At 70.6% G+C, this 25,513-nt stretch carries 19 protein-coding genes and 1 tRNA gene; 14 read left to right on the forward strand and 6 right to left on the reverse strand.

The window, feature by feature from the left end; genetic code table 11:
* Positions 1-173: 173 nt before the first annotated feature.
* Genes BG418_RS12610 through BG418_RS12620 form a run of 3 tightly spaced genes read left to right on the forward strand, consistent with a single transcriptional unit; the run spans position 174 to position 5,091 of the window.
* Positions 174-1,073, forward strand: coding sequence for a xanthine dehydrogenase family protein subunit M (locus BG418_RS12610; protein ID WP_188273896.1), 900 nt, complete (start codon positions 174-176; stop codon positions 1,071-1,073).
* Positions 1,070-2,764 carry a (2Fe-2S)-binding protein gene (locus BG418_RS12615; protein WP_188273897.1) on the forward strand — a complete coding sequence of 565 codons (1,695 nt, stop codon included), beginning with the start codon at positions 1,070-1,072 and terminating at the stop codon, positions 2,762-2,764. The genes BG418_RS12610 and BG418_RS12615 overlap by 4 nt, the downstream gene beginning before the upstream one ends.
* Entirely contained in the window at positions 2,761-5,091 is a 2,331-nt protein-coding gene (locus BG418_RS12620) for a xanthine dehydrogenase family protein molybdopterin-binding subunit (protein ID WP_188273898.1), read from the forward strand. Before BG418_RS12615 ends, BG418_RS12620 begins: the two co-directional genes overlap by 4 nt.
* A gap of 549 nt (positions 5,092-5,640) precedes the next feature.
* Here BG418_RS12620 and BG418_RS39820 read toward each other — a convergent pair.
* Entirely contained in the window at positions 5,641-5,958 is a 318-nt protein-coding gene (locus tag BG418_RS39820; protein ID WP_223184744.1) for a hypothetical protein, read from the reverse strand.
* Positions 5,959-6,115: 157 nt separating this feature from the next.
* On the opposite strand from BG418_RS39820, the gene BG418_RS12630 reads away from it, so the two are divergent.
* Positions 6,116-7,327 carry a helix-turn-helix transcriptional regulator gene (locus tag BG418_RS12630; RefSeq protein WP_188273899.1) on the forward strand — a complete coding sequence of 404 codons (1,212 nt, stop codon included), beginning with the start codon at positions 6,116-6,118 and terminating at the stop codon, positions 7,325-7,327.
* A gap of 315 nt (positions 7,328-7,642) precedes the next feature.
* Here BG418_RS12630 and BG418_RS12635 read toward each other — a convergent pair whose 3' ends face one another.
* Genes BG418_RS12635 through BG418_RS12645 form a run of 3 tightly spaced genes read right to left on the reverse strand, consistent with a single transcriptional unit; the run spans position 7,643 to position 10,857 of the window.
* Positions 7,643-8,164 carry a hypothetical protein gene (locus BG418_RS12635; protein ID WP_188273900.1) on the reverse strand — a complete coding sequence of 174 codons (522 nt, stop codon included), beginning with the start codon at positions 8,162-8,164 and terminating at the stop codon, positions 7,643-7,645.
* Positions 8,164-10,419: a hypothetical protein gene (locus BG418_RS12640; RefSeq protein ID WP_188273901.1), complete on the reverse strand. Its 2,256-nt coding sequence runs from the start codon at positions 10,417-10,419 to the stop codon at positions 8,164-8,166. Before BG418_RS12640 ends, BG418_RS12635 begins: the two co-directional genes overlap by 1 nt.
* 15 nt (positions 10,420-10,434) lie before the next feature.
* The gene (locus BG418_RS12645; protein ID WP_188273902.1) at positions 10,435-10,857 is read right to left on the reverse strand and encodes a hypothetical protein; all 423 of its coding nucleotides are present in this window, start codon (positions 10,855-10,857) and stop codon (positions 10,435-10,437) included.
* A gap of 326 nt (positions 10,858-11,183) precedes the next feature.
* On the opposite strand from BG418_RS12645, the gene BG418_RS12650 reads away from it, so the two are divergent.
* The 6 genes from BG418_RS12650 (at position 11,184) to BG418_RS12675 (ending at position 18,159) form a co-directional block, all read left to right on the forward strand.
* Complete coding sequence (locus tag BG418_RS12650) at positions 11,184-11,735, forward strand: hypothetical protein (protein ID WP_188273903.1); 552 nt, start codon at positions 11,184-11,186, stop codon at positions 11,733-11,735.
* A 72-nt stretch (positions 11,736-11,807) separates the two neighbouring features.
* Positions 11,808-13,388 carry a hypothetical protein gene (locus BG418_RS12655; RefSeq protein WP_188273904.1) on the forward strand — a complete coding sequence of 527 codons (1,581 nt, stop codon included), beginning with the start codon at positions 11,808-11,810 and terminating at the stop codon, positions 13,386-13,388.
* A 43-nt stretch (positions 13,389-13,431) separates the two neighbouring features.
* Positions 13,432-14,631, forward strand: coding sequence for a type VII secretion-associated serine protease mycosin (mycP, locus tag BG418_RS12660; RefSeq protein WP_223184745.1), 1,200 nt, complete (start codon positions 13,432-13,434; stop codon positions 14,629-14,631).
* 160 nt (positions 14,632-14,791) lie between these two features.
* Positions 14,792-15,217: a hypothetical protein gene (locus BG418_RS12665; RefSeq protein ID WP_188273906.1), complete on the forward strand. Its 426-nt coding sequence runs from the start codon at positions 14,792-14,794 to the stop codon at positions 15,215-15,217.
* 30 nt (positions 15,218-15,247) lie between these two features.
* Positions 15,248-17,569, forward strand: a complete 2,322-nt coding sequence (locus tag BG418_RS12670; protein WP_188273907.1) for a DUF6571 family protein — start codon at positions 15,248-15,250, stop codon at positions 17,567-17,569.
* A complete protein-coding gene (locus BG418_RS12675) occupies positions 17,569-18,159 on the forward strand; it encodes a hypothetical protein (RefSeq protein WP_188273908.1) in 591 nt (196 codons plus the stop codon). The genes BG418_RS12670 and BG418_RS12675 overlap by 1 nt, the downstream gene beginning before the upstream one ends.
* Before the next feature lie 8 nt (positions 18,160-18,167).
* Here the strand turns inward: BG418_RS12675 and BG418_RS12680 are convergent.
* Positions 18,168-18,242: transfer RNA gene (locus BG418_RS12680), tRNA-Cys, on the reverse strand.
* 189 nt (positions 18,243-18,431) lie between these two features.
* On the opposite strand from BG418_RS12680, the gene BG418_RS12685 reads away from it, so the two are divergent.
* The 4 genes from BG418_RS12685 (at position 18,432) to BG418_RS12700 (ending at position 24,228) form a co-directional block, all read left to right on the forward strand.
* Entirely contained in the window at positions 18,432-19,922 is a 1,491-nt protein-coding gene (locus BG418_RS12685; protein WP_188273909.1) for an MFS transporter, read from the forward strand.
* A gap of 503 nt (positions 19,923-20,425) precedes the next feature.
* Positions 20,426-22,210, forward strand: a complete 1,785-nt coding sequence (locus BG418_RS12690; protein ID WP_188273910.1) for a DEAD/DEAH box helicase — start codon at positions 20,426-20,428, stop codon at positions 22,208-22,210.
* Between the two features lie 442 nt (positions 22,211-22,652).
* Positions 22,653-23,297, forward strand: coding sequence for an IclR family transcriptional regulator (locus tag BG418_RS12695; RefSeq protein ID WP_188273911.1), 645 nt, complete (start codon positions 22,653-22,655; stop codon positions 23,295-23,297).
* Positions 23,298-23,439: 142 nt separating this feature from the next.
* Positions 23,440-24,228, forward strand: a complete 789-nt coding sequence (locus BG418_RS12700) for a S16 family serine protease (RefSeq protein WP_188273912.1) — start codon at positions 23,440-23,442, stop codon at positions 24,226-24,228.
* Here BG418_RS12700 and BG418_RS12705 read toward each other — a convergent pair.
* Positions 24,218-25,513, reverse strand: a complete 1,296-nt coding sequence (locus BG418_RS12705) for an MFS transporter (protein WP_188273913.1) — start codon at positions 25,511-25,513, stop codon at positions 24,218-24,220. The two genes, BG418_RS12700 and BG418_RS12705, sit on opposite strands and share 11 nt — an antisense overlap.

The raw sequence follows: 25,513 nt of genomic DNA on the forward strand, positions 1-25,513 counted from the left end.
CCATTCCCCTTGTGGGGGACGGATCTGTCCTTCGCGGACCCTCGCGTCGGTCGGCTCGGAAGATGTGCCAGAGTTGCCACGTCCGGGCTGTGAGCACGTACGGTACGGCCAGCATGCAGCCGCACAGCCAGACACCGTCGGGACAGCCGGGAGACCGGGAAGGGGCAGCTGGGTTGACCACGCACGCACCGCAGCAGGCGCAGTCGGTGACACTGCCGGCCTCGCTCGACGAGGCCGTGGCGGCGCTCGCCGCCATGCCCGCCGCCGTGCCCGTCGCGGGCGGCACCGATCTGATGGCGGCCGTCAACCGGGGGCTGCTGCGCCCCGCCGGCCTCGTCGGGCTCGGCCGGATCAACGAGATCCGCGGCTGGCAGTACCAGGACGGCCACGCGCTGCTCGGCGCCGGTCTCACGCACGCCCGGATGGGCCGCCCGGACTTCGCGGCGCTCATCCCGGCCCTCGCGGCGGCCGCGCGCGCCGCAGGGCCCCCGCAGATCCGCAACGCGGGCACCCTCGGCGGCAACATCGCCTCGGCCGCGCCCACCGGTGACGCGCTGCCCGTGCTCGCCGCGCTCGAAGCCACCCTGGTCATCGCGGGCCCCGAGGGCGCCCGCCGCGAGATCCCGGTCTCGCACCTGCTGGCCGGGCGCGAGATGCTCGCCCCCGCCGAACTCATCGGCCACGTCAGCGTGCCGCTGCTGCACGCCCCGCAGGTCTTCCTCAAGGCGACCGGCCGCACCGGCCCGGGCCGCGCCACCGCCTCCGTCGCGGTCGTCCTGGACCCGGCCCGGCGCGGGGTGCGCTGCGCGGTCGGCGCGATCGCCCCGATGCCGCTGCGGCCGCTGGAGGCCGAGCGCTGGATCGCCTCGCTGATCGACTGGGACGGGGAGCGCGCCGCGCTGGCCCCGGAGGCGCTGAACGCCTTCGGCGAGTACGTGGCCGCCGCCTGCATCCCGGACCCGGCGCCCGCGGCCGACGGCACCCCGGGCCCGGCCCTGTCGCCCGCCGTACTGCACCTGCGGCGCACGGTCGCCGCGCTGGCCCGACGAGCACTGGGGAGGGCGCTGTCGTGAGCGACAACCACGAGCGTGAGCACGAGCGCGGTACGGGCGGCTGGCAGCCGGTCCCGCAGGGCGACTACGACGACGGCGCCACCGCCTTCGTGCAACTGCCCGCCGACCTCGACGCGCTGCTCGGCGGCGACCCGCTGGCCGCGCCCGGCCACGGCTATGTGCCGCCGATGATCGTGCCGTTGACGCCCGCCGCCGCGACCGACCCGGCCGCGACCGGCACCTGGAGCATCCCGACGCCGCTGCCCGAGCCGGACCGGGGCGAGGGGCAGGTGCGCTCGGTGCAGTGGCCCGACCCGGCCGCCGTGCCCGCGCCCCCGCAGCCCGAGCCGGACCCGCTGGGCGACCCGCTGCCGGACCGCCACGCCACCGGCCAGTGGACGTTCCAGGACGACTCCGCGCTGACCGGCCAGTGGACGATCCCGGTCGCCCAGGGCGAACTGCCGGATGAATCGGGCGAATTCAGTACATCCTCGCTCATCGAGCAGTGGGGTACGACGCCGCCCGCGACCCTGCCCGGCGGCGCGCCCGCGCCCTGGGCGACCCAGCACTCGGAGCCTGAGCCCGCGGTGGAGGCGCCTGCCGCCGCCGCGCTCCCGGCGGAGCTCGACGCGCCCGTACGGGACGAGCACGCCGTCTCCTGGCCCGCGCCCGGCCCCGGCTCGACCCTGGGCGGCGCCGAGCCGACCCCGTGGTCGGCCGCGTTCACGCCGGACGTACGGGAGCCGGAGCCGCACGAGCCGGTCGCGCACGAGCCGGAGCTGCACGAGCCCGACCTGCACGTACTGCCGGACGCGCTGGAGGACGTGCACGGCCACGCGCGCGAGGACGTTCACGCGGAGGTCCGCGAGGAGTCGGACGCGGTGGTCGACGAGGAGCCGCAGCCCGTCCCCGTCCCCGTCGCCGAACCGGTCCACGCCCCCGAGCCCCACGCCCATCAGCCGCTGCCGCAGCCCGTGGCCGTCGGCGGGCCGCTGCCGGAGCCCGAGCACGTACCGGACCCGCTGCCCGAGCCCGTACGGGAAACGGAACCCGAGCCGGAGACGGATCAGGAGCCGGTCCCGGACCTGACCCCCGCCGCCGACCTGGAGCACCCGCGCGCCTCGTACGTGCTGCGCGTGAACGGTTCCGACCGGCCGGTCACCGAGGCGTGGGTCGGTGAGTCGCTGCTCTATGTGCTGCGCGAGCGCCTGGGCCTCGCCGGGGCCAAGGACGGCTGCTCGCAGGGCGAGTGCGGCGCGTGCAACGTGCAGGTAGACGGCCGTCTGGTCGCCTCCTGCCTGGTGCCCGCGGCGACCGCCGCCGGCTCCGAGGTGCGTACGGTCGAGGGCCTGGCCGTCGACGGCGAGCCGTCCGACGTGCAGCGCGCGCTCGCCGAGTGCGGGGCCGTGCAGTGCGGTTTCTGCATCCCCGGCATGGCCATGACCGTCCACGACCTGCTGGAGGGCAACCACGCGCCCACCGAGCTGGAGACCCGGCAGGCGCTCTGCGGCAACCTCTGCCGCTGCTCCGGCTACCGGGGCGTGCTCGACGCCGTACGCGAGGTGGCGGCCGGGCGCGCGGCGCAGGCGAGCGAGGCCGCCGGGCCCGACGACGGCGCCGGGTTCCCGGACGAAGCGCGCATTCCCCATCAGGCAGGTCCCGGGGCCGGCGGCGTCCAGCCCCCGCACACGCACGACGGAGGCATCGCGTGAGCAACGACGCAGCCACCGCGACGACCGCGGCGGTCGACGGGGCGGGCACCGGCCAGGAGCGGCAGGCCACCCCCGGGCGGGGGATCGGCGCCTCGCTGCGCCCGATCGACGCGCGCGCCAAGACCGAGGGCACGTTCCCGTACGCGGCCGACCTGTGGGCCGAGGGCCTGCTGTGGGCGGCCGTCCTGCGCGCCCCGCACGCCTCCGCCCGTATCGTCTCGATCGACACCTCGGCGGCGACCGAGATGCCGGGCGTCCGGGCCGTGGTGACCCACGCCGACGTGCCCGGCGATGCGGCCCACGGCCGGGGCATCGCGGACCGCCCGGTCTTCGCCGCCGACGTCGTACGCCACCACGGCGAGCCCATCGCGGCCGTCGCCGCCGACCACCCGGACACGGCCCGGCTCGCCGCCGCGGCGATCACGGTCGAGTACGAGGTCCTGGAGCCGGTCACCGACCCGGAGAAGGCGTTCGCGGCCGAACCGCTGCACCCCGACGGCAACTTGATCCGCCACATCCCGCTCCAGTACGGCGACCCGGACGTCACCGGCGAGGTCGTCGTGGAGGGCCTGTACCGGATCGGCCGCCAGGACCCGGCCCCGATCGGCGCCGAGGCGGGCCTCGCGGTACCGCGCCCCGACGGCGGCGTGGAGCTCTACACCGCGTCCACCGACCCGCACGCCGACCGCGACCTGGCGGCGGCGTGCTTCGGCCTGGACCCGGAGCGCGTGAAGATCGTGGTGACGGGCGTCCCCGGCGCGACCGGCGACCGCGAGGACCTCGGCTTCCAACTCCCGCTGGGCCTGCTCGCGTTGCGCACCGGCTGCCCGGTGAAGCTGACGGCCACCCGCGAGGAGTCCTTCCTCGGCCACTCCCACCGCCACCCCACGCTGCTGCGCTACCGCCACCACGCGGACGCGGAGGGCCGCTTGGTGAAGGTGGAGGCCCAGATCCTCCTGGACGCGGGCGCGTACGCGGAGGCGTCATCCGAATCCCTGGCGGCGGCGGTGGCCTTCGCCTGCGGCCCGTATGTCGTTCCCCACGCCTTCGTGGAGGGCTGGGCGGTCCGCACGAACAACCCGCCGTCCGGACACGTCCGGGGCGAGGGCGCGATGCAGGTGTGCGCCGCGTACGAGGGCCAGATGGACAAACTCGCGGCGAAGCTGGGCATCGACCCGGCGGAGCTGCGGATGCGCAACGTCCTGGCGACGGGAGACCTGCTCCCGACCGGCCAGACGGTGACGTGCCCGGCCCCGGTGGCCGAACTCCTCTCAGCCGTACGGGACTTCCCCCTCCCCACCCTCCCCAAGGACGACCCCGAGGACGACTGGCTGCTGCCGGGCGGCCCCGAGGGCGCGGGCGAGCCGGGCGCGGTGCGCCGGGGCGTCGGCTACGCGCTGGGCATGGTCCACATGCTGGGGGCGGAGGGCACGGACGAGGTGTCGACGGCCACGGTCAAGGTGCAGGACGGCGTGGCCACGGTGATCTGCGCGGCGGTCGACACCGGCCAGGGCTTCGCGACGCTGGCCCGCCAGATCGTCCAGGAGACGCTGGGCATCGAGGAGGTCCACGTAGCCCCGGTGGACACCGATCAGCCCCCCGCGGGCGCGGCGACGCACGGCCGCCACACGTGGGTGTCGGGCGGAGCGGTGGAGCGAGCGGCGAAGATGGTCCGCACCCAGTTGCTCCAACCGCTGGCGCACAAGTTCGGCATGTCGACGGAACTCCTCCAGATCGCCGACGGCAAGATCACGTCGTACGACGGCGTCCTGTCGACGACGGTCACCGAGGCGATGGACGGCAAGGAACTCTGGGCCACGGCCCAGTGCCGCCCGCACCCCACCGAGCCCCTGGACGAGACGGGCCAGGGCGACGCGTTCGTGGGCCTCGCGTTCTGCGCGATCCGCGCGGTGGTGGACGTGGACATCGAGCTGGGTTCGGTCCGGGTGGTGGAGCTGGCGGTGGCGCAGGACGTGGGCCGCGTCCTGAACCCCGCGCAGCTGGCGGCCCGTATCGAAGCGGGCGTGACCCAGGGCGTGGGCGCGGCCCTGACGGAGAACCTCCGCACGGCCCGAGGCGTGATCCGCCACCCCGACCTGACGGGCTACGCCCTCCCCACGGCCCTGGACGCCCCCGACATCCGCATCGTGAAGCTGGTGGAGGAACGCGACGTGGTCGCCCCCTTCGGCGCGAAGGCCGCCAGCGCGGTCCCTGTGGTCACGTCCCCGGCGGCGATCGCGTCGGCGGTCCGCGCGGCGACGGGGCGGCCGGTGAACCGGTTGCCTATTCGGCCGCAGGCTGCGGTGGTTGTGGCGGGGAACGTCTAGGCGGGCAGCGGGTACGTGGGCGGCCGGGCGGGACGGGGGCGGCCCAACGCACGCTGCCGGGCAGGCGGACGGCCCGGCAACCGTGGAACGGCACGATTCCGGGGCCGTAGCAGGCACCGCCCGCCCGCCTCCCAGAGAGACATGGGACGGGCGGCTGTTTCTCACGCGCTCCGATCGATCGCCTCAGCGCTGTTGTGCGTCGGTGCGCACCGGGCGCAGCGGCACGGCGGCCACTCGGACGTGTACAGCGGTGCGAGCGGAGCGGTGGCCGGGATCACGTGCGTCGGCCCCCAGGTCTGGCCGCCGTCCCGCGAGACCCGCAGCGTCATCTCGGCATACGGCACCGGATTCATGAGCGCGTTCCCCGCAGCCTGCCTCTCCGGTCCCACTCCGCACCCGAGTACTCGTGGCGATGAGGCCCCTCATGCAGGTCTGCGAGGGTGCAGTTGCGGGCCGGATTGCCCGGCGCCGGTTCCCAGCACAACCCCAGCCCGGACGGCTTTCCGTCCTCCATCACGTGCCTTGGCCCCGCACCCCGGTTCATGGCGTTCACTGGCCCACCACTCCGTGGACAACCAGCGGCTCCACATCGATCCCGTGGACCGCCAGGAACAGCACCCGCCGTCGCGCCCGCTGCTCACGCTCCTTCTCGTGCCGCTCATACGCGGCCAGATACGGGCGCACAAGCACCGTGTCCTCTCCCCGGAGCGCGGGCACCCGTAGGCCCATCCGCACGCGCGGCAGGGGCAGCGTCGGCGTATCCACAGGCTCCGCCACCGGCGGCCGGACGACCACCCTGTGACGGCCCCGCGCGGGCCGGAGGAACCGCCACAGCGGCTCGAAGATTCGGACGATACAGTTCGCCATGTCGACCTGCTTCCGTCAGGTGGGCCACGCCCCCGGACCGTTCACGCGGTCGCGGGGGTCTGTGCTCTCGATGCTTCTGCCGGAGAACGAAGTACCGCCAGTTGACCAGGTGTTGACTAGACTTGTTGTCAACGGTCAACTACCGCCCGGAGCAGCCATGACCGAGTTCGCTGCATGTGCTCGTGCCGCCCTCGCTGACAAGGGCATCTCGATGCGTCGGGCCGCCCGCGCGCTGAACTACGACGTCGCGTACCTCAGCCGCGTATTGAACGGCAAACAACAACCGTCTTTGAAACTGGCGAGTGGCCTCGATCAACTCACCGACGCCGGCGGCACGCTGCTGGCATGTGTATCGCAAGAGCCGAACAGTGCTGATTCGGTAACCGTGTCACCGTGGCCGGCGAAATCAGCCTCAGAAACTGACGGCGACCTGGAGGCACTTGAACTGGCTCGGCGAGTACAGGCGAGTGACGTCGGCCGCGAGACGCTTGACCGCTTGGAACATGCCTTTGACCACATGGCCATTCGCTACCAGACGACGCCGCCCCCGGAGCTGTTGCAGGATGTGCGGAAGCACTCCTCATACGTGATCAAGCTCCTTGACGGCCGGATGACGCTCAGCGAACACCGACGGCTGCTCGTGATCGGCGGCTGGTTGTCTCTCCTTGCTGCCACTCTGCATGTGGATCTCAAGGAAAATCGCGCGGCGTCATCCCGGCTCAAGACAGCGGCGCTACTCGCCCAACACGCCGACCATGACGAGATCCACGCGTGGACGTATGAGACCGATGCGTGGCGAGCGCTCACAACCGGCGACTACGCGCGTGCCGTCGAACTGTCCCAGGCCGCACAGTCCCTCGCTCCCAGCGGGGGATCAGCGGAGGTGCAAGCCACAGCTCAGGAGGGACGCGCACGGGCACGCCTTGGGCAGCGACGGGAGGTGTACGCGGCGATCGATCGCGTACAGCGCCTTGCCGACGGGCTGGAGATGCGAGCGGGCCCCGAGCACCACTACCAGTACGACCCTCCGAAGGCGACGGCGTACAGGGCAACGACACTCGCGTGGGTCGGCGACCCCGCCGCCGAGGACTCGGCGCGTGAGGTGATCACACAACTTGGGTTGGGCGGCGCTGCGAAGGTCTGGCCGCGCCGCGCCGTCTCCGCACATCTGGACTTGGCGCTGACACTGCTCTCCACCGATCGGCTGGACGAAGCATGCGACACGGCGCAGCGAGCGATTCTGTCCGGCCGTCTCCTGGGCGCAAACCACTGGCGTGTATTGGAGATCGTGAGGGCAGTTGAGGCCCGAAAGCTCCCCGAAGCCCAGGAGTTGCGCGAGGCGTATCAGGGGCTGAGCCTCGGCATGTAGACCCGGCCGTGGCTATCGAGACTTCCCGACCGCAGACTGGTGTACGCGACGCGCGACCGCCCCGGACGGGAGCTGCAGGGCGCGATTTCGGACCCGTCCGCATGCCCGAGGTCCGGCGGCGGGGCGTCGTCGGCGGCGATCGCTCCGTGGTCCGTGCCGCCACGGGGCGCCCGGTGAGCCGGTTGCCGATTCGGTTGCGGGCAATGGTGGTTGTGACAGGGAACGCGCGAGCGGAGCCCCGGGACCCCGACAGGGGACTGCGCTCCTGCACGGGGCTCCGCCCCAGAACCGCGCTGCCGGGTCCGGCCCTGGCCGTTACTTGGTGCAGCCGTACTTCTTCGTTGCGCTGGGAACGAAGTCCTCGATGAAACGCTGCAGCTTCTTGTATCCCTCGGGCGAGTCGTCCACACGACTTCCATTGAAGTGCACCGTGACATCCACGTATGCAGCCGCAGAGGTGCACTTAGCTTCAATGCTCGCGCTCCTGCTGCCGATTACTCCCTCGCCGGGAAAGAGGAGTTGGCGCTTTCTGCCCTGCTTGTAGCGCGAAGCCACCCTGTTCCAGTCCACCGGCTCCGGTGCACGGTCGAAGTACTGAACTGTCCCCGTCAGAATGCGAGTTCCACCGATGTTGATGCCGCAGGTAGCCCCAGGGTGAGATGGCAAGTCGAATTCCTCTTCCTTGAGGTTCCCGCTGTGAGGGAGGAGAGGCGACAGGCTTTGCTTTGACACCGTCACGCCGCAGAACTCTCCGGGTACGTCAACGGCCTTGCTGCATCCGGCTGCTGCCATCGCCAGGACCAAGATGGATGCTGTGATTCCCTTCGTCGTTTTCACTACTGGGCTCCTGCGATCCCGCGTGCCATGGAGTTTCCGCCGTTGGCCGCTGTGGCGATCTGGTTGTAGATCCCGCGGTTGCTGTATCCGGTGTGGCTTTCCGCCCAGCGCGAGTTGGCCGCATACCACTGATCGGCGAGGGCATTGAGTTGGCGTCGTCGAGCGTCATAGGTCATCTGACTGTCGCTGGTGAGCTGGTCCGCCTGGCGCTTCTGCTCGTCTATGATCCAGGCGGTGGTCACCGCGTCGGCTCCGCGCTGCGCCAAGTCTCCGTACCCGGGAATGAAGTTCAGCAGCGCGCCCGAGGTGTGGTAGCTCCACGCCTTGTCCCAGGTGTAGTCGTGCTGGTCGCCTTTGAGGGCGAGGTAGCGGCCTTCCTCCATGAAGCCGACCGCGTAGCCTGCCGAGCTCAGCGTGTCCTCCGGTTTCCTGCTCCTGTCGGTGAAGCTTTCGACGATGGCGTGCTGCATGCCCTCGTGGAGCATTCCGTAGGACTGCTGGTCCCTGGAGATCTGCTTGGTGATCTCCAGGACCTGGCTCTGGTCGAGGGGCGCCAGGTCCTGGTTGGGGGTGCCCATCGTCGCGTACACCTCCCGACTGTGATTGGTCATGATCTTCGCCATGTCGTCCCGCAGCGACGGCGGCATGTCGTCGCCCTGCTGAGACAGGGTCTCCAGCGACTGTTGGAAAACGCGGTCGTTGGCGTCGGTGTGGGAGGTGGGGCCGGGGTGGAGTGCCGAGGGGGAGATGCCGGTGGCCGCCGCGGTCAGGACGTCGCCCAGGCCCTTGCGGTCGTCGACGTCGAGGACGTTGCTCGCGTCGTATTCGACGTTGCCGCCCGGACCGCCCCACCGGGTGGTGTTGGCCACGTCCCAGTCGCGGCTCCCGCTGCCGTGGCCCAGCAGGTAGTCGAAGCGTTCCTTGCCGGCCTTCGTGCCCGGGTCGAGGTACCCGGCGGCGCCTCCCGGGTCGTGGGACAGGACGCCGAGTGCGGCGTCGACGGGGTCGTTGGCGAACCACCCGTCGCCGTTCTTGTTGTCGAACTTGCCGTACAGGTTCCAGAGGTGGGGGTGCTGCTTCTCGGCAGCGATCATGCCGTCGGTGACGTCCGCCACGAACTGCGGCGAGTACGCGTGGCCCTGCTGCATCAGCGTGGCCAGGGTCTGGTAGCCGCGAACCTGCTGGCCCTCCCCCTTGGCTTGCTCGGGGACCTTGTCGGCGACCGCTTCGAGATCGTACTTGTCGCCGCCGTGTGCCCCCAGTGCCCCCATCCACCGGGAGTAGAAGTCCGCGTCCGGCGTCTGCTGCCAGCCCTTGTACCAGCCCTGGTACTCCGCCGTCCCGAACGGGACACGCCTGCCCTGGCGGTCGGTGAAGTCCGGGACGCGCATCGCGGTGGCCAGCGAGTCGGACAGACCGCCTGCGATGTTGAGGTAGGCGTCCTTGTGCCGGGTGTCGTCGAAGTACGCGAGGTCGTCGAGCTTGTTGGAAAGCCGCAGGGTCTTGTCCACGCCGAGTGAGTCGAGCAGGGTCTGGCTGAAGACCTTGTTGCCGGAGTTGTCGTGCATCAGGCGTTGCCACTCCGCCAGATCGTCCGGTTTCTGTCCGGCCAGGATCTGGTCCGCGTACTGCTTGGCCTCATGGGCCTTGACGACCTCGACTGCGTCGTCCGCCTTGCCGTTGAAGGTGTGTCCCAGCCCCAGCGGGTCGAGGATGTTCTCGAAGAAGCCCTTGACTCCTGCCGCCTTGTGCAGGGCGAGCTTGACGCCCTGGTCAGTGTCGTCGACCGCCCGTACGGCATCCTCGATGCTCTTGGTCCAGGCGGCTTCCACCGCATGCTCCTTTCCGAGGAAGTTCTCGTAGCCGGGACCGTGCCCTTCCTGCTTCACCCGGTCGACGTCGAGGGCCGCCTCCCCTTGGTGGTTGACGGACAGGCCGTTCTTGCGGGCCTGTTCGACCAGCTCCTTCACGCTGTCGATCCGCCGGGAGAACTGGCCGTGGGCGTCCCGCAGGAGGGCGGCGACGGCGCGGGCTTCGGTCTGGGCGTCGGCGTACTGCTTGCGCGTGGCCGCGAACTGCTTGGCGGCCGCCTCGGCGCTGACCCCGGTCCAACTGCCGCGGTGCGCGAGGTCTTCCACGCCGGACGCGTAGAACGCCTCCAGGTCCTTGAAGCCATCAGCTGTGGCGTCCCAGGCCGCGGCCGCCTCGGTCAGGGCACCCAGCCGGATGGTGACGACGTCCTGATAGGTGAGCATTCTGATCCCCCCGTCCTACCGTTCGCGTTGACGGTCGCGCCGGGTGGCGAGCTGTGCCATCTCGCTCTCCACGCCGTGGTCGGTCTGCTGGAACTCCCGCTTGGTCTGCTCCAGGGCCGCCTGGTCCAGGGCAAGGCGCGCCTGCAAGTTCTTGACCTGCCGCTCCCACTCGGCGTGCGCGTCCTTGAGGCCCGATCCGGTCTCCCAGGCGGAGAACTCCCGGGCGGCCGCGGTGCAGGGCTCCTCGGTGAGGCCGCCGGCCTTGTCCGTGTTGGGCCGTAACTCCTCCCGCAACGCCTTGGCCGCGCTCTGCTTGCCCGCGTAGTTCGTCTTGAGGTCGTCGGTGCCGGCCGCTCCGTCGGCGCCGTCCAGCCGCATACGGTCGTGCTGTCGGTCCGCTGCCCCGGCCTTCAACTGCTCCCACTCTTCCCACGCCACTTCATGCCCCCCACGTGGTTGCCGATGTGATCCGTACGGACGTCCTAGTAGCGGCGTCGTGTTCAGGTGATCGCACTGTAATTGGGCACTGGTCGGGCCGAGTTCCGCCGGTGATCTCCACAGCGCGTTCCAGCCATCGGACGACGGGAGGAAGGGGAGAGGGTCAACCCGGGCTGGGCGGTCATTCGTTTCGTAGCCGCACTGTACGAGCCGTGTCCCCACGGAACTCGAAGACCGAAAGCAGAGGGAGGAGTTCAGTCTGTCAGTGGTGCTGACTACAGTTACTTCCAGAGCAGTACGGGGAACGGGGAAACGGGGAGGCTTCTGTGGCGAGCAGCGGTGGGGACGGCGGGGACATCGGGCCCGGAGCGAACGTGGTGGCGCCGGCGGTGCTGGGGCTGATGCCGGGTATCGGCGCGGCTGCGGGTGCCGCCGTGGTGGCCGCAGCCGATCTGGCCCGCGAGGCCGAGTCGATGATGACGTTCAAGAAGCGGGTCGACGGGCTGCTCACCGAGCTGAACGAGTCGGAGGCCTCGTCGGCCAAGATCGGCGCCGACCGCCTCGCCAAGTCCGAGCTGGGCCCCGACGACTTCAAGGAGAGCGCCTTCCTGTACGGCGCGTACGAGGTCGTCCACGAGCGCATCGGCCAGCTCTCCAAGGCGCTGGGCATGCAGATCGAGGGCCTGTGCATCGCCGTACTGGCGGCGGAGAACGGCTACGACGGCGTGGACGCCGACGTCCGTGACCGGATGCGTGCGATCAGCGGCGAGCTGCAGAAGCAGTACCAGGAGTACGGGCCGGGGCCGTCGGGGACCTCGACGCCGGGCGCGCCGCCGCAGACCACGCCGGACAAGGGCGCGACGGGCGGCTCGATCTGATGTATTCGTACGTGGCGATGGTCGCGTACGCGACGGGGGACGACGGAAGTCGGGGAATGGCGGTGCGACGAGATGGCTGAGAACAAGGACCAGGGCGCCGAGGAGGCGCCGAAGGCGCTCCTGGTGGAGCGTACGGACTTCGAGTCCAAGTCCCACGAGGAAATGTGGGCCATGGTCCAGGGGATGAAGGGCGAATCCGCGGACGGCCTGGCCAAGAAGCTGACGAAGGCGTCCACGGCGATCACGAAGATCGGCGACGACCTCAAGCTGCACATGAGCCGGGTGGTCTGGCAGGGCGAGGGCGCGAAGGCGTTCACGGACTGGGGCCACGACGCGGCCATGGCCACGCTGGAGCTCGGCAAGTACAGCCAGGACGCGTCCAGTTGGCTCGCCTCGGTCTCGCACGCCATCACCCAGGCGAAGTCGGCGGTCCCGGCGTACGACCCGGCCCTCAAGCAGCAGGCCACCGACGCCCACAGCGAGTACATCGCGGCCCACCACGACCCCGACGCCATACAGGAGGCCCGCGACGCCTCGACCAAACTGACCGGCCTCAACCAGAAGATGGAGGGCCAGCGGCAGGAAGCGGTACGCGAGCTGAAGCGGCTCTCGGATGTGTATGTGCAGTCGGGGCAGCAGGTCGCCGCCCTCCGGCCGCCGGTGTTTCCGCCGCCGCCGGCGGCGTTCGTGCCGCCGGCGCAGAGGATTGACGGCAGCCAGTATGTGGGCGGTGGATCCACGTCGTCGGCATCGGGCCGCAGGACCTCGACCGCGCAGACCGGCAGTCACCTCTCGACCCCGTCGGCGACGACGAGCAGCACTTCAGCGAGGCCGCATGCCGTGGCCCCGGCAGCCGTGACGACTCCAACTCACGTACCTGACCGCCCTGTTGGTACGAACATCGACGGCATCGGCACATTGCCGCCGCCCACCCATGTCGCTCCCACCGGTCCAGTCACTACCCCCACCCCGTCGCCTGTCGGCAGGCCGGACGTCGGACCGATGCCGCCCATCGGGATCCCGCCCACGTTCACCGGAGGCGGCAAGAACGGGCTGCCGGAGCCCGGTGTCCTGGGCGGACGGCAGACGACCGGCGGTCTGCGCGGACCCTCGCTCCCGGGGCGGAGCACCGTGGGCGGTCTGCCCCCGAGCGCGCCGCCGCGACAGACCGGCATCGTCGGCGGCCGTCCCGTACCGCCCAGCGAGGGTAAGCCGACGAGCGGCATCCCGCGCAGCACCGTCATCGGCGAAGAGGGGCGCCAGGGGCCCCAGGGCAGCACTCAGGGCCGTCCGCCGATGGCCCATGGCCCCGGTGGCCACATGGGCGGTGGCGGTGGAAGCCGGGGAGGCTTCTCCGGCGGACGTCGACTGGCGGGCGAGCCCGGTGGCATCGTCGGCGGTCGTCCGACCGAGCCCGGCGTCCGGAGTGGTCGCCCGTTCACGGAGGGCGGCTCGGGTCTCGTACGCAACGGCGCTGCCGAAGGCAACCCGCAAGCCGGTCGGTCCGGTGGTCGCGGGATGATTCCGCCCGGGATGCACGGTCCCGCCGGGCGGCGTGACGAGCGTGGCGGCGAGCGGCCGGACTACCTCACCGAGGACGAGGAAACCTGGCAGCAGAGCGACCGCCGTATTGTGCCGCCTGTAATCGACTGAGCCTTTACGAAGGAAGCGCATGCCTACCAGCAGCCATCGAGCAATGAGGCACGGCCGTGCCGTGTCCGTCGTCCTTGGGGCGCTGCTGGTGGGCGTTGCCGCCACACCCGCGCATGCGGACACGGTCCGCGAGAGGCAGTGGCACCTCGACGCCATGCAGGCCGAAGAGATGTGGAAGACCAGCACGGGCAAGGGGGTTACCGTCGCGGTCATCGACACCGGCGTTGATGACACTCTGGCTGACCTCCGTGGCCAGGTGCTGCCCGGCCTCAATCTCTCCAATAAGCAGGGTGACGAACACACCGACTGGGATGGCCACGGAACCGGAATGGCGTCCCTGATTGCCGGTACCGGTAAGAAGTCGGTGGCGGATGGGGCCTATGGTCTGGCGCCTGGGGTGAAGATCCTTCCGGTCAGGCTGCCGGAGGCCGATGAGGGGGGAAAGCTCACAAACCTCCCCATGTGGCTCCAGAAGCTGAGCCAGGGAATCCGCTATGCGGCGGACCACGGCGCCAAGGTGATCAATATTTCGCAAGCCTCTACGGAGGGATCGGACGAACTCACCAGCGCGGTGAAGTACGCCTTGTCGAAGGGATCTTTGGTCTTCGCCGGCGTCGGTAATAGCGGCGACAAGGGCAACCTCGTGGAGTACCCGGGCGCAACTCCCGGCGTCGTGGGTCTAGCAGCCGTGGACAAGAAGATCGAGGCGACCAAGGAGTCGGAACACGGGCCACAGGTCGACCTCGCGGCGCCGGGTGACGAAATGACCCACGCCTGCGGCGGCGGTACCCACATCTGCCTCAGCCACGGCACCAGCGACGCCACCGCCCTCGCCTCCGCCTCCGCCGCCCTCATCTGGTCCAAATACCCCCAGTGGACCAACAACCAGGTCCTCCGCGTCATGCTCAACACGGCAGGCGGCCCCAAGAACGGGGACAAGCGCAGTGACTACATCGGGTACGGGGTCGTCCGCCCCCGTATCGCGCTGACGACCCCCGGCGACCCGGGTCCGGCGAACGAGTGGCCGCTGCCCGACCTGGCGGCGGCAGGCTCCCCGTCCCCGCAGGCACCCACGTCCCCGGCCCCGGCCCCGTCCACCTCGGCCAAGCCCGCCCCCGCCGCGTCCGACTCCGGGTCCGGCGGCGGGAGCAACACCGGCCTCTGGGTCGGCCTGGGCGCGGCGGGGATCGTGGTCGCGGCCGTAGCCGTACTGCTCGTACGGTCACGACGCCGCGCCGCATAGGGAACTCGGTCAACCCGCCACCCCCCTCCCAGCCATTCAGGTGGGACGAAACGGCCACGAACTCCCATAGCCGGACCGTGTGCTGGCGCGAAGCCCAACGTCTCCCTACCGTATGGAAACGGTAAAGACTTGTCCTGGTGGCCGGGGAGCGGGGACCCGTATGTCGTTCGAGGAAGAGTGGCGGCAGGCGCACGCCAATGCGGCTGCGAACGCCGCAACGCGTCTGAACAGCACCCGTGACCGGCAGCAAGGCGGCGGCGCAGCCGATCTGAGTGTGCGGCGCGACGACCTCGGCGTGGTCGGCGGAGACGCGTACAAACTCCACGACAGCCTCGGGCGCGACGGCCACCACGCCCACGAGTCCACCCACACCGCGGCCACCGCCCTCACCACCCGCAACTTCACGAGCGGCGCGGAGCTGGCGAAAGTCCGCGACAAATGGGACGGCCAGCTCAGGACGTTGCGCGACGCGTGCGCGCAGATCTCCAATCACCTCGACTATTCGATGGCCGCGCACGCCAAGGACGACGAGCACATCGGCGGCGAACTGCTCGCGGTGTCGCGGATCAACGCGTACTTGAAGTAGCGGGGAAAGAACGGGACTTCAAGAATTCGCATGCTCACTTACGAAGACGTCGCCAATGCCCCCGTCGACCAGCTCAAGACCGCCGTCGACGACTGGTCCGACATGGCCGCCAAGCTCAAGACCCTCGCCGAGGAAGCCCGCAAGGGCATGAAGGCGCACGCCGACAAGGCGGACTGGGCCGGGGTGAACGCCGGGGTCAGCCGGCAGTTCATCGGCAAGACGGCCAAGGAATTCGAGGACGCGGCGGCGGAGGCCAAGGGGATTCACGCCGTACTGGCCGACGGATACGAGGCGTTCAAGCGCGCCAGGGATCAGTTACGGACCATCGTCGACGGGTCGGAGAAAGCGGGTATCGCCGTCGACGCCCGTGGCCGCGTCACCACCCGCTATTCCGTCTCCGGCGACTACGCCGCCCATAACCCGGCGCCGGGCGTGTCCGTCGATCCCGACCTCAAGCGGCAGAACGATGCCGTCGCGCAGTGGCAGCGCCGCATCAAGGCGATTGTGGAGGAGTGCGGCGAGGCGGACGAGTCGTTACGGCGGGCGCTGGCGGCGAACGGCGGGGGCGACCACGACTTCGCCGCGCCGAAGTTCAGCGGGCTGGAAGACGAGAAGGCGGCTCGCGCCGTTGAACTGGCCCGGAAAGCCACGGGAGTTGGCGGCGTCGCACGTAACGTCGAGGCCCTTCGCCGACTCCAGGAGCTCGTGCACGACAACGCGAAGGATCCGGAGTTCGCCACGGCCTTCTACCGTCGGCTGGGCGCGGACGGCACGCTTGAGCTGTACACGAAGATGTCCCTGGACGCGACCGGCCTCGGCGTGGCCGGGCGGGACCGGGTCGCGATGGTGCACGGTCTCCAGGACGACATGGGCGAGATGCTCGGCGTCGCGACGGATCCCAAGACGCGCGGCCACCTTGACGGCACCTGGACCCTCGACATGATGCGGGCCGGTCGCAAACGGATCGACATCCCGGGCGTCACGAGCATCGGCGCGAAGGTGTACGGGTACCAGGCGCTGGGTGCGTTGTTGCGCCACGGCCGGTACGACAAGGAGTTCCTGGTCCCCATCGGGCGCGACATGGTCGGGATGGAGCACCAGGACCCGGGCATTTGGGAGGGGAACCTGCCCACCGCCCAGGCGAAGGCCTTCAACCTCGACAAGGACGGCGGCCGCGGCTTCGACCCCATGACCGGCCTGATGCAGGCCATGGGCCACAACCCGCAGGCGTCGACGGCCTTCTTCAACGAGCCCGTACGCGAGGACACCAACGGGGACGGGATCGTCACCACCGACGACACCCCGGTCTCCGGCGACCAGGGCCGCCCCCAGGGAATGGTCGACTACGCCCTCGCCCGCAAGCCAACGGCGGACTGGTTCGACAACGCCCCCACCGACGGCCCCCTCCCGACCCCCCTCCAGACCGCCACCGGCAACGCGCTGGAGGCGGCGGTCACGGGGCGGGTGCCGGGGGACACCCACGCGAGTCCGGTGGAGCACACCGAGGCGATGGCGAAGGTGATGGAGCGGGTGGTGGCGAAGGTCGGCAGCCACCCCGAACTCCTGGACGACGGCGAAGGCGCCCTCCCCGGCCAACTGACAGCGATGGCAGGGAATTTCGGGAACATGGCGGCGGAGTACATGCCGGACCTCCAGGCGGCGGCGGAGGACGGGGCGCATCAGGCCAAGGTGGTGGGGGTGCAGGCGCATTTCGAGAGCGGGCAGATGGTGCACTTCCTTGGTGCGGTGGCCCAAGACCCGGGATCTTATGGGGTGATCAACAGTGCCCAGCAGGCCTACACCACACTCCTGGTACGTGATGTCTTCGCGCACCCGGAGAACCACGGAAGTGACGTGGGGGCGGCTGTGAACAATGCTGTTCATCCCGGGGGAGAAATCGCCGGAATCATGGCGCAGGCGCGGGTCCAGGCGATCTACGAGACACACTCGGCCTCCGATGCCGAGTTCAACGACGCGGTCGCGGATAGGGCCAAGTGGGCAAACCGCGTCGTCGATGCGGTCGGCGGAAAATACATCGAAATGCTTCCGGTCGGCGGCGATGCGGTGAACTGGCTGAAGGATGACATCACGGACTCCATTGTCGAGGGGGCGAAAAAAGACTCCTCGGCGGAGGCGAGCCAGGAGGCTGCCGACGCCTATTCCAAGGCCGAGGCGCGGGCCAAGGAGTCTGCCGCGTCCGCAGTAGGCAACGCCGGGAAGAGCGCCGGACTCGCGCAACGCGACATCCGGGAGTACCAGGGCCTGGCCTCGTCTGAAACCGGTGACGCATTTTCGGTCGGCCGAAATCATCACGCGGCGAGCACGCCCCCTGCCGGGGGAGCGGGCCAGTGATGAGGGCTGCGGGCAGGATTTCCGCCGTCGCGCTGGCCGGAACGCTGGTCCTTGCCGGCTGCGCGGACGGAAACTCCGTACCCAGCTTGCCGAAGAGCATCTGCTGGCAGGGGGAGTTCGCCGGTAGTACGGTCTCGCCACTGCTGCCCAAGGGCGACAAGGCGCAAGTGAAGATGCCCGACGATCCAGTCTTCGATGTGTTCGAGCACCGGACAAGTACCTATTGCTCGGTATTCGTCGATGGTGGGCGTGGTCGCGGGCGCGAGAGCTTTCTTGCCTGGGCCCAGGTGCGGCGCAGCGGAAGGGGTACGGAGTGGAACCACTGGGGGCCGCGCTCGACCAGCCGTATTTCCGTGGGCGACGAGGGGTTTCTCTGGGCGACGGGCGCGGCTTCCGTAATTCTCTGCGAACGCCCGGACTTGCCACGAGGTGCGGGTTACCGGCTGTACAAGGACCAGAAGTACGTTGAGCTGGCGCTCGTCGCCGAGGACGCCCCCGACACCCGGCAGACCCGGGAGACCTTCACGTCCTTGCTGACGCAGTACGTCCAGTTCGCCAAGCGGGAGCTGAAGTGTGCGAATGGGGCGTGACCCATTCATGGAGGCCGTGGCGGGGATCGAACCCGCGTAACTCGCTTTGCAGGCGAGTCCCTGAGCCACTCGGGCACACGGCCGTGTGCTGACTTCTTTGACCGTAGGGGGTGGGTGCGGGCGGGGGAAGGTGCGGCGGTGGGGTGCAACGGGACTGCCATGTTGCGTTCATGTGGGGGGCGTGGGGGGCTTGGGGCGTACGACCAAATGTTGAGTGGGGAGACCTTCTTTTGACAGGGGTCATACCGCGCCATGCCTCTTACTCTGGGGCCATGAGTGCGCTTGAATCCCCTGATGCCCCAGTCGAAGTCGAAGCCCCGGATCGTGTGGCTTCCGCTCCTCGCCTTGGTGGCGTGCTGGGCAAAACCCATCGGGCGCTCAGCATCGGGGCCATCTCCGTCGTTCTGCTCATCGCCTTCGAGGCGACCGCCGTCGGGACCGCGATGCCGGTGGCGGCGCGGGAGTTGGACGGGGTGTCGTTGTACGCGTTCGCCTTCTCCGCGTACTTCACGACCAGCCTGTTCGGGATGGTCGTCGCCGGGCAGTGGGCCGATCAGCGGGGGCCGCTGGGGGCGGTCGCGGTGGGGGTGTCCGCGTTCGGGGCGGGGCTGCTGTTGTCCGGGACCGCGGTGAACATGTGGACGTTCATCGGTGGGCGCGCCGTGCAGGGGCTCGGGGGCGGGCTCGTCATCGTGGCGCTGTACGTCGTGGTTGGGCGGGCCTATCCGGAGCGGCTGCGTCCGGCGATCATGGCGGCGTTCGCGGCGAGCTGGGTGGTGCCGTCGGTGGTCGGGCCGCTGGCGGCGGGGACGATCACCGAGCGGCTCGGGTGGCGATGGGTGTTCGTCGGGATCCCGGTCCTGGTCGTGTTTCCGCTGGCCCTCGCGTTGCCCGCGATACGACGGATGGCCTCCGGGCCCGCCGATCCGGACGCGCCCGTCGAGGCGTTCGACCGGCGGCGGATCCGGCTGGCGCTGATGATCTCGCTGGGGGCGGGGCTGTTGCAGTACGCCGGTCAGGATCTGCGGTGGCTGTCGCTCGTGCCTGCGGTGGCGGGCGGTGCGCTGCTCGTTCCCGCCGTCGCGGGGCGGCACGGGCTGTTGCCGCGCGGCACGTACCGGGCCGCGCGGGGGCTGCCGTCGGTGGTGCTGCTGCGGGGGATCGCGGCGGGGTCGTTCATCGCGGCCGAGTCGTTCGTACCGCTGATGCTGGTGACGCAGCGGGGGCTGTCGCCGACCATGGCCGGGTTCTCGCTGGCGGCGGGCGGGGCGACGTGGGCGCTCGGCTCGTACGTACAAGGCCGGCCCTGGGCCGAGCCGCATCGGGAGCGGCTGATGGTGGTGGGGATGGTGATGGTGGCCGCGGCGATCGCGTCGGCGCCGAGTGTGCTGATACCGGCGGTGCCGGTGTGGGTGGTGGCGGTCGCGTGGGGCGTGGGGTGCTTCGGGATGGGGATGGTGATCGCCTCCACGAGCGTGCTGCTGCTTCAGCTGTCGGCGCCGGGGGAAGCCGGGGCGAACTCCGCGGCGCTGCAGATCTCCGACGGGCTGTCGAACGTGCTGCTGCTTGCGGGGGGTGGGGCGGCGTTCGCTGCGCTGGGGGGTGGGTCTGTGGGGGCCGCGCATGACGTGGTGGCGTCTGCGGGGGCTGCCGCCGGGCATGGTGGGGCGTTTGCGGTGGTGTTTCTGCCGATGGCGGGGGTGGCGTTGGTGGGGGCGTGGGTGGGGTTGCGGTTGGGGTCCCCCACCCCGCCCGTTTCCTGAACCCTGCCGGGGGCGGGTGGGGGTGAGGGTGGTTACCCGGGGGCTCCGCCCCCGGACCCCTTTGCGAGGGCTGCGCCCCCTGCACCCCGCTTCGGGGCTCCGCCCCGGGCCCCGGTGGGGTGGGTGGGCACGCTCGCGGGGCTTCGCCCCTGCACCCCGTTTCGTCTGCGGATCGTGCTGGGTTGCTCGCGCAGTTCCCCGCGCCCCTAAGAGGGCCCTTCGGGCCCATTTAAGGGGCGCGGGGAACTGCGCGACCAGCCCCCACCCACCCGCAGCCGACAAGACCGGCCGCCCGCCCAGGGCCTTCGGGAAGGGGCGGGGTGGGGAAGCTCCCCGCCGTTGTGAACCCGCTCTCACCCCACCCCCCACCCGCCCCGCCGACCCCGGATCAAGACCGCCCCACCGGTAAGGTGGCCCGGTTGTCGTACGTAACGCCGACGCACAACCGGCCCGTAAAGCGCACCGAAAACCCCCGCCGCCCCCGACCGCACGAACCGGAGACCGTGACTACTACCGCCTCCCACCACCTCTCACCCGCCTTTCCCGGCCGCGCCCCCTGGGGTACGGCCAACAAGCTGCGTGCCTGGCAGCAGGGGGCGCTGGAGAAGTACGTCCAGGAGCAGCCCCGCGACTTCCTCGCCGTCGCCACGCCCGGCGCCGGCAAGACGACGTTCGCGCTGACGCTCGCGTCGTGGCTGCTGCACCACCATGTCGTGCAGCAGATCACCGTCGTCGCGCCGACCGAGCACCTGAAGAAGCAGTGGGCGGAGGCGGCGGCGCGGATAGGCATCCGGCTCGATCCGGACTACAGCGCGGGGCCGTTGAGCAAGGACTACCACGGGGTCGCGATCACGTACGCCGGTGTCGGCGTGCGGCCGATGCTCCACCGCAACCGGTGCGAGCAGCGCAAGACCCTCGTCATCCTCGACGAGATCCACCACGCCGGTGACTCGAAGTCCTGGGGTGAGGCCTGCCTCGAAGCGTTCGACCCGGCCACCCGGCGCCTCGCCCTCACCGGCACCCCCTTCCGGTCCGACACCAATCCCATCCCCTTCGTCACGTACGAGGAAGGGAACGACGGGATTCGGCGCTCCTCCGCCGACTACACCTACGGCTACGGCAACGCCCTCGCCGACGGCGTCGTGCGGCCCGTCATCTTCCTCTCCTACAGCGGCAACATGCGCTGGCGCACCAAGGCCGGTGACGAGATCGAGGCGCGGCTCGGGGAGCCGCTCACCAAGGACGCCATCTCGCAGGCCTGGCGCACCGCGCTCGACCCGCGCGGCGACTGGATGCCGAACGTGCTGCGCGCCGCCGACCAGCGCCTGACCGAGGTCCGCAAGGGCATCCCGGACGCCGGCGCCCTCGTCATCGCCTCCGATCAGGACTCCGCCCGCGCCTACGCGAAACTCATCCGGGAGATCACGGGCAGCAAGGCCACCGTCGTTCTCTCCGATGACAACGGTGCCTCTAAGAAGATCGACGAGTTCAGCGCCGGCGACTCCCGGTGGATGGTCGCCGTCCGCATGGTGTCCGAGGGCGTCGACGTGCCCCGGCTCGCCGTCGGCGTCTACGCCACCACCATCTCCACGCCCCTCTTCTTCGCGCAGGCCGTCGGCCGTTTCGTGCGGTCGCGGCGGCGCGGCGAGACCGCGTCCGTCTTCGTGCCCACCATCCCCACCCTCCTCGGCTTCGCCACCGAGATGGAGGTCGAGCGCGACCACGTGCTCGACAAGCCGAAGAAGGACGGGGAAGAGGACCCGTACGCCGAAGAGGACAAGCTCCTCGCCGAGGCCGAGAAGCAGCAGGACGAGGACACCGGCGAGCAGGACATGCTCCCCTTCGAGGCCCTTGAGTCCGACGCCGTCTTCGACCGGGTTCTCTACGACGGCGCCGAGTTCGGCATGCAGGCCCACCCGGGGAGTGAGGAAGAACAGGACTACCTCGGGATTCCCGGGCTCCTCGAACCCGATCAGGTGCAGCTGCTGCTCCAGAAGCGGCAGGCCCGGCAGATCGCGCACAGCCGGCAGAAGCCCGCCGAGCAGGCCGACCTGCTGGAGATTCCCGCCGAGCGCCGTCCCGTGGTCTCCCACAAGGAACTCCTGGAGCTGCGCAAGCAGTTGAACACGATGGTCGGCGCGTACGTCCACCAGAGCGGCAAGCCGCACGGTGTCATCCACACCGAGCTGCGGCGTGTGTGCGGCGGCCCGCCGAGCGCCGAGGCCACGGCCGGGCAGATCCGTGAGCGGATCAAGAAGGTGCAGGAGTGGGCCACCCGGATGAAGTGACGGCCGCGGGTCAACTCCCGTACGTCCGAAGGTAGTTGGTGAGGGCGGGGCCCGGGTGCGACGCCGGGCCCCGCCCCTCTTCACCCGTGGGGACGGGGATGGTCGGCGAGGGACGGCCCCCACGGTCGCCCTCGCACACCCCCAACAGTAATGGGAAGGCAAAGTCCCCCGCGTGGACCAAGGTCCCGCGCGCCCTGGACTTTGGTCCCGAACCGGGATCAAAACCCCGGCTTGTCAAAGGTCGCGCCCGGATTCTGGACGAGGCCTTCCGCTGAGCGGGACCGATCGCTACTGTCCCGCCATGCAAACGCCCCGTGGCAGCGCCGCCGCGGAGCGCAGCCGGTGCCATGGCCTGCCGGCGGCCTCTGTGCGCGTCGCCGCGGGACCGGTGTCGCGATTTTCGTAGAGAGCCGCCGACGACTCACCATAAGGAGTGGGCGTCGTGACCGCGGAGACCTCCCAGACGCTCGACCGGGGACTGCGTGTCCTCAAGCTGCTCGCCGACACCGACCACGGCCTGACCGTCACCGAGTTGTCCAACAAGCTCGGCGTCAACCGGACGGTGGTCTACCGTCTGCTCGCCACACTGGAACAGCACGCTCTCGTACGACGTGACCTCGGCGGCCGCGCCCGGGTCGGACTCGGGGTCCTGCGGCTCGGCCGACAGGTCCATCCGCTCGTACGGGAAGCGGCCCTGCCCGCGCTGCGCTCGCTCGCCGAGGACATCGGGGCGACCGCGCACCTCACCCTGGTCGACGGGGCCGACGCACTCGCCGTCGCGGTCGTCGAGCCGACCTGGACCGACTACCACGTGGCGTACCGGGCCGGATTCCGCCATCCCCTCGACCGGGGTGCGGCGGGCCGGGCCATCCTCTCCGCCCGCCAGGCCGGCGGCCTCGTCGACCCGGGCTACACCCTCACCCACGGCGAGCTGGAGGCCGGGGCCAGCGGAGCCGCCGCGCCCCTGGTCGGGGTGACCGGCATAGAGGGAAGCGTCGGCGTGGTGATGCTCGCGGACGCGGTGCCCGAGCGGGTCGGCCCGAGAGTGGTGGACGCGGCCCGGGAGGTGGCGGACGCGCTGCGGTGAGGGAGGGGGCTCGGGTGCGCTGTGGTGACCCGAGCCTCAGCCCGGCCCCGACCCTGGCCCCCGCCCTGGCTGCCCGGGCTCGCACCCGGGCCCGCGCCCCCGGCCCCCGTAGCCGTCGGACCTCGCCCGATACATTGGATCCGTGCACCCCCGTCACTCACGCCTCCGCAACCTCGCCATCGGCTCCGCCCCCGTCGTCGCGCTGCTGGCCGTCGCAGGCTTCGCGCCGCTGCCGTTCTCGGTGGCGCAGCCGGGGCTGACCGCGAACGTGCTCGGCGACGACAAGGGCACCCCGGTGATCACCATCCAGGGCAGACCGGCCCGGCACACCACCGGTGAGCTGCGCATGACGACCATCGAGGCGACCGGGCCGTCCGCCGAGATCGGGCTCTCGGACGTCGTACGGGCGTGGTTCCGCACCGACCGGGCCGTCATGCCGCACGACTCGGTCTATCCGAGCGGCGGCAGCGACAAGGAGATCGCCGCGCACAACCAGGCCGAGATGAAGCAGTCCCAGGACAGCGCCACCGCGGCCGCCCTGAACCAGCTCCACCTCAACGCCGGCCAGGTCAAGGTCTCCCTCAACCTCGCCGACGTCGGCGGACCCAGCGCCGGGCTGCTCTTCTCGCTCGGGATCATCGACAAGCTCGACGGCAACGGCTCCGGCGGCGAGCTCACCGGCGGCAGGGTCATCGCCGGTACGGGCACGATCGACGCCGACGGCACCGTCGGCGCGGTCGGCGGCGTCTCGCTCAAGACGCAGGCGGCCCGGCGGGACGGGGCGACCGTCTTCCTCGTACCGAAGGCCGAGTGCTCGGACGCCAAGGCCGAGCTGCCCCACGGGCTGCGCCTGATCCCCGTCACGACCCTGTCGGGCGCGGTCGCGTCCCTCAAGGCCCTGGACAAGGGCGGGGACATCCCTAGCTGCTGACGGCGGCCCCTGAAGACGTCAACTGCCGCTCATTGCCTGCTGGTTGTCCGTCCATGGTCCGCCAGGCCGGGAACACGAGCGGGCTCAGCGTCGTCGCCAGATACATCCCGCCCACCACGAGCAGCGCCGTCCGCACCCCCGCGCCGTCGACCAGCAGCCCCGCCCCGAGGCCGCCGATCGGCATCGTCGCCTCGCAGCCCGCGGTCATCGCCCCCGAGACGCGGCTGCGCAGCTCCTGCGGGACGCGTTCGTAGATCACCGTCGTCAGGATCGGGTTGAGCATCCCGCCCGCCAGCCCGCCCAGCGTCATCGTCACGGCGAGCGGCAGCGTCGAGCCGGTCAGTGCGGCCACCACGAAGCGGGGCGCGCCGCACAGCAGGAAGCTCGCCGTGAACACCGCGCGCCTCGGGAAACGGTGGCCCACTACCCCGTACAGCAGTGCGCCGAGCAGGCCGCCCGCGCCGAACGCGGCGGTGAGCAGGCCGAGTTGGGTGGCGCCGCCCAGTTCCCGCTCGGCGTGCACGGGCAGCAGGACCGCGTTCCAGCCCTGGTCGAGGCCGTTGGTCATCATCACCATCAGGACGACCCCGAGGAGCAGCGGGGTGCGGAACAAGTAGGCGTATCCCTCACGGAGTTCGGCCTTGTACGTGGCCAGCGAGACCGGCGCCGCGTCCCGTACCGGATCGGCCGCGCGGATGCCCCGGATCCCGACGGCGACGAGCAGCGCGGACGCGCCGAACGTCATCGCGTCCAGGAGCAGTACGGACTCCGCGCCCACCAGCGCGATCAGCACTCCGGCCAGCGCCGCCCCCGTCATCCGCGCCCCGCGCGACACCGCGTCGAAGAGGCTCGCGGCGCGGGTCAGCGTCGTACCGGCGCGCTCGGCGAGATCGGGGACCAGGACATAGCGGGCGGTACGGCCGGGGGTGGCCGCCAGTCCTCCGAGCGCCATCAGGGCGCACAGCATCCAGAAGTGGAGCGCGCCCGCGTAGTGGAGCAGCGGGATCGCGCCGATCGCGAGCGCGCAGACCAGATCGGAGCCGACGCTCACCCGCCGCCGCCCGAGCCGGTCGATCACCGGACCGCCGATCACGGCCGAGACGACGATGGGCAGGGTCGCGCAGAACGCCACGACCCCGGCCCGCCCGGCGCTCCCGGTGGTCTGCAGGACGAACCACGGCACGCCGATCAGCGTCAGTGAACTGCCCGCCATGGAAATGGTGTTGGCGCTCAGTACGGCCACCAGCGGTATCCGCTCCTGGCCGTTTCCCCCGTGTGCGCTCAT

The organism is Streptomyces sp. CBMA152 (genome assembly GCF_014596475.1).
Lineage (GTDB): Bacteria > Actinomycetota > Actinomycetes > Streptomycetales > Streptomycetaceae > Streptomyces.

What these genes read in the sequence shown, in the direction of transcription:
- BG418_RS39820 (WP_223184744.1), bottom strand. Translation starts at nt 5,958, where the DNA reads ATGGCGAACTGTATCGTCCGAATCTTCGAGCCGCTGTGGCGGTTCCTC.
- BG418_RS12705 (WP_188273913.1), bottom strand. Translation starts at nt 25,513, where the DNA reads ATGAGCGCACACGGGGGAAACGGCCAGGAGCGGATACCGCTGGTGGCC.
- BG418_RS12675 (WP_188273908.1), top strand. Translation starts at nt 17,569, where the DNA reads ATGAGGGCTGCGGGCAGGATTTCCGCCGTCGCGCTGGCCGGAACGCTG.
- BG418_RS12665 (WP_188273906.1), top strand. Translation starts at nt 14,792, where the DNA reads ATGTCGTTCGAGGAAGAGTGGCGGCAGGCGCACGCCAATGCGGCTGCG.
- BG418_RS12655 (WP_188273904.1), top strand. Translation starts at nt 11,808, where the DNA reads ATGGCTGAGAACAAGGACCAGGGCGCCGAGGAGGCGCCGAAGGCGCTC.
- BG418_RS12640 (WP_188273901.1), bottom strand. Translation starts at nt 10,419, where the DNA reads ATGCTCACCTATCAGGACGTCGTCACCATCCGGCTGGGTGCCCTGACC.
- BG418_RS12630 (WP_188273899.1), top strand. Translation starts at nt 6,116, where the DNA reads ATGACCGAGTTCGCTGCATGTGCTCGTGCCGCCCTCGCTGACAAGGGC.
- BG418_RS12685 (WP_188273909.1), top strand. Translation starts at nt 18,432, where the DNA reads ATGAGTGCGCTTGAATCCCCTGATGCCCCAGTCGAAGTCGAAGCCCCG.
- BG418_RS12670 (WP_188273907.1), top strand. Translation starts at nt 15,248, where the DNA reads ATGCTCACTTACGAAGACGTCGCCAATGCCCCCGTCGACCAGCTCAAG.
- mycP (WP_223184745.1), top strand. Translation starts at nt 13,432, where the DNA reads ATGAGGCACGGCCGTGCCGTGTCCGTCGTCCTTGGGGCGCTGCTGGTG.